Here is a 3,579-nt window from a genome sequence, read left to right on the forward strand (position 1 = left end):
GATTTATCTTGCTTGCTTTTTCTTATATCTATAAGCAAAAAGAAATAAAATCGGCCTTTTTTATAGTTCTGGGAACTTTGGTAAAGTTATATGGAATTGTGGGCTTGGCTTTTTTCTTTTTCAGCAGACATAAAATAAAGTTTGTTCTGGCAGGAATAGCTATCAGCTTAGTGCTTTTTGTTTTGCCTATGCTATTGTCTTCGCCATCATTTGTATTACAGTCTTACGCAGATTGGTATAACTCGCTGATACATAAGAATAGTGCCAATGCTAGTCTTACTTCTATGCAGGACATATCGGTAATGGGTATGGTAAGAAGGATTCTACAAGATCCAGAAATATCCAATCTGCCTTTTCTGGTAACAGGTCTTGTGTTATTTGCTATTCCTTATTTAAGAATAAAACAGTTTAGGTATTTATCTTTTCAACTGATGTTGCTGGCCTCGGTATTAATATTTACGGTAATTTTTAGTAGTGGGTCCGAGTCACCGACTTATATTATCGCCTTTACTGGTGTAGCCATTTGGTTTCTGAATAAAGAAAGTAACTTTACGAATTGGCGAATATTCTTGTTTGTATTTGCTGTTCTTCTTACATCATTTTCGCCGTCAGATTTGTTTCCAAAGTTTGTTAGGATGAATTATATACAACCATATTCGCTTAAAGCTTTACCCTGTGTGATTATCTGGTTAGATATAGTCTACCAGATGACAATTAAAGACTTTAAATTATATTCGTTGAACAAATGAGAAAGCTGATTTCTATAGTTATTCCTGCTTATAATGAAGCGGATAATATTCCGAATATATTAAATAAAATTAGGACTGTTTTTCAGAATCTGGATTACAGATACGAAGTTATTTTGGTTGATGATGGAAGCAGGGACAATACTTTAGATACTATAAAATCACAGGCTCTGACCGATGAACGTATATTTTTTCTCGAATTCTCAAAGAATTTTGGTCATCAGCTGGCAGTGAAAGCCGGGATGGATTATGCTTTTGGTGATTGTGTGATTTCGATGGATTGTGATCAGCAACATCCTCCCGAACTAATTCCCGCTATGCTTGAAAAATGGGAAGCCGGATATGATGTTGTTTATACTGTAAGAGGTGAGGATGAAAAGCTTTCCAGAAGCAAAAGGAATTCATCAAGTTCTTTTTATAAGGTTTTAAACTGGTTGTCTGATATTGAGTTGGAACCGGGAACAGCAGATTTTCGTCTCTTAGACCAAAGTGTGGTTAAAATTTTCAGGAAATATCACGAGAATGAGCCGTTTTTAAGAGGTCTTGTGAAATGGTCCGGATTTAAACAGTATGCCTTAAACTACGAACCTGCGCAAAGATACTCGGGACAGAGTAAATATACCGTGAAGAAAATGGTAAGATTGGCCTTGCAGGGAGTGACTTCGTTTAGTATAAAGCCGTTGTACACTGCGGTATATCTTGGTTTTGCTTTTTCGCTGGCCTCTGTATTATATATTCCTTATGTCATGTATGCTTTCTTCTCAGGACACGAAGTTTCTGGATGGGCATCATTAATTATGACTGTTGTTTTTTTTGGAGGTCTGCAGTTGATTATTTTAGGAATCATAGGTATCTATGTGGGGAAAATGTTTATGCAGAGCAAGAACCGCCCGAATTATATTATCCGTTCTACTAATCTTAAAACCAATCTTAATTGATACTACTGAGTTTTGATATTGAAGAGTTTGATATGCCTTTTGAGTATGGAAAGGATATATCTTTTGATGAGCAGATAGAAATTTCTACAAGAGGGACTATTCATATTCTGGACATTCTGAAAAAGCATCAGGTAAAAGCGACTTTTTTCAGTACTGTAGTTTTTGCAGAAAATGCACCTGCAATTATCCGAAGAATTATAGACGAAGGGCATGAGCTGGCTTCGCATGGGTATTATCACTCTGATTTTGAAGTTTCGCATTTGCTCTCTTCAAAAGAAGCTTTAGAAAAATTATCAGGAACTTCTGTAAAGGGGTTCCGAATGGCCAGGATGAAACCTGTGGACGAAACCGAAGTTTACAAGGCCGGTTATGAGTATAACAGTTCTTTAAATCCTACGTTTCTTCCCGGCAGATATAATAATCTGAATAAGCCACGTACTTATTACAAAGAGAGTAATTTGTTGCAGATACCGGCTTCGGTAAGTCCGTTACTGAGATTTCCTTTGTTCTGGTTATCTTTTCATAATTTGCCTCTGGGTTTTTACAAATGGCTATCGATAAAAACGTATAAAAAAGATGGTTATTTGAATATTTATTTCCATCCCTGGGAATTTACAGATTTAGATCAGGATAAGTTTGGCTTTCCTTCTTATGTTAGAAAAAATACCGGTGATAAAATGATAACCAGGTTTGATGAATTTATTAAATCTTTAAAAGAAAAACAATTGACCTTTGGACGTTTTTCTGACTTTATAAAACAAATTTCCGTAGCAAAGTGAGTATGAAAAACTTTTTGAAACTTGCTTTAAAACTCGGAATAACCGCTTTTGCGCTGTATTGGGTTTTTTCCAATACAGATATGAATGCACTCTCTGAAAGAATTACCCGGAGCAATCCTTATTATCTTTTTCTGGCATTTTTAGCTTTTGTTGTATCGCAGTTCTTTGCCTCATCGCGCATACTTAGCTTTTTTTCCGGTGCGGGTCTAAAGCTCGCTGCTTTATATAATTATAAATTGTATTTACTGGGAATGTTTTATAACATGTTCTTGCCGGGAGGTGTTGGTGGTGATGGTTATAAGATTTTTTTTCTCAATAAAAAATTTGGGATAGAAAAGCGGAAATTGTTACTGGCTGTCTTTCTGGATAAGCTGAGTGGTGCCTGGTCTTTGTGTACGCTTATTATTTTAATGCTTTTGTTTTTTACCGATATAGGTGTAGCGTATTATTTGCTAGCTGTGTGGCTTATAGGAACTGTAATCTATTTTTGTGTGTACAAGTACTTATTTCAACCGTATTTTAAACTTTTTATACCAGTGCACCTGAAAGCATTGGGATTGCAGCTTACACAGCTAGTTGTAGTAACGTTTATTCTCCAATCTTTTGGATTTGAAGGTACTTTTTTTCCTTACCTTATCTTATTTCTGGCTTCCGGATTTATGGCATTGTTCCCATTTACCATTGGTGGTTTAGGAGCTCGGGAACTGGTTTTCTTGTATGGTGCTAAATATTTTATACTGGATCCGCAGCTTGCGGTTTCTATAAGTCTTGTGTTTTTTGTGGTTTCTGCTGTTGCATCTTTGCCGGGAGTGTATTTTGTGTTTAGGGGTGAGGAGTTGAGGAAGTGAATAATTTTACCTAAAACTCTTCTTTAAAATTCTAAGAAGGTCTTTTATTGTAAAGACTTTCCAGGAAAATAAATCCTTTTTTAAATACCAGAATGGAGGCTGGTTTTTACTTGTAACACTAAAAACAATTTCTTTCCATACCCCAGATATAAATTCTTTAAAAAGACCTTTTGGGTAAATCTTAGATTTATTATTCGCAATTATATAACTTCTTAACAAAGTATAAGATTTTTTTAAATCAAGAGAGCCATATTCTTTTAGATATATC

At 35.3% G+C, this 3,579-nt stretch carries 5 protein-coding genes; 4 read left to right on the top strand and 1 reads right to left on the bottom strand.

Going from position 1 to position 3,579, the window contains the following annotated elements; translation table 11 throughout:
• The 4 genes from ABWO41_RS16635 to ABWO41_RS16650 form a co-directional block, all read left to right on the top strand.
• The coding region (locus tag ABWO41_RS16635) for a glycosyltransferase 87 family protein (protein WP_353140417.1) at window positions 1–749 on the top strand (749 nt) is incomplete at its 5' end.
• Window positions 746–1,684 carry a glycosyltransferase family 2 protein gene (locus tag ABWO41_RS16640; RefSeq protein ID WP_353140419.1) on the top strand — a complete coding sequence of 313 codons (939 nt, stop codon included), beginning with the start codon at window positions 746–748 and terminating at the stop codon, window positions 1,682–1,684. The genes ABWO41_RS16635 and ABWO41_RS16640, both read left to right, overlap by 4 nt.
• Window positions 1,681–2,463, top strand: a complete 783-nt coding sequence (locus ABWO41_RS16645; RefSeq protein WP_353140421.1) for a polysaccharide deacetylase family protein — start codon at window positions 1,681–1,683, stop codon at window positions 2,461–2,463. Before ABWO41_RS16640 ends, ABWO41_RS16645 begins: the two co-directional genes overlap by 4 nt.
• Before the next feature lie 2 nt (window positions 2,464–2,465).
• Entirely contained in the window at window positions 2,466–3,311 is an 846-nt protein-coding gene (locus tag ABWO41_RS16650; protein ID WP_353140423.1) for a lysylphosphatidylglycerol synthase transmembrane domain-containing protein, read from the top strand.
• Between the two features lie 6 nt (window positions 3,312–3,317).
• On the opposite strand, the gene ABWO41_RS16655 is transcribed toward ABWO41_RS16650, so the two are convergent.
• Window positions 3,318–3,579, bottom strand: a 262-nt coding sequence (locus ABWO41_RS16655) for a hypothetical protein (protein ID WP_353140425.1), incomplete at its 5' end; no start/stop codon positions are given.

The organism is Pseudopedobacter sp., assembly GCF_040392825.1.
Classification (GTDB): Bacteria; Bacteroidota; Bacteroidia; order Sphingobacteriales; family Sphingobacteriaceae; genus Pseudopedobacter.

Excerpts from the sequence above, each read along its gene's own strand:
- ABWO41_RS16640 (WP_353140419.1), top strand. The coding sequence starts at position 746 with ATGAGAAAGCTGATTTCTATAGTTATTCCTGCTTATAATGAAGCGGAT.
- ABWO41_RS16650 (WP_353140423.1), top strand. The coding sequence starts at position 2,466 with ATGAAAAACTTTTTGAAACTTGCTTTAAAACTCGGAATAACCGCTTTT.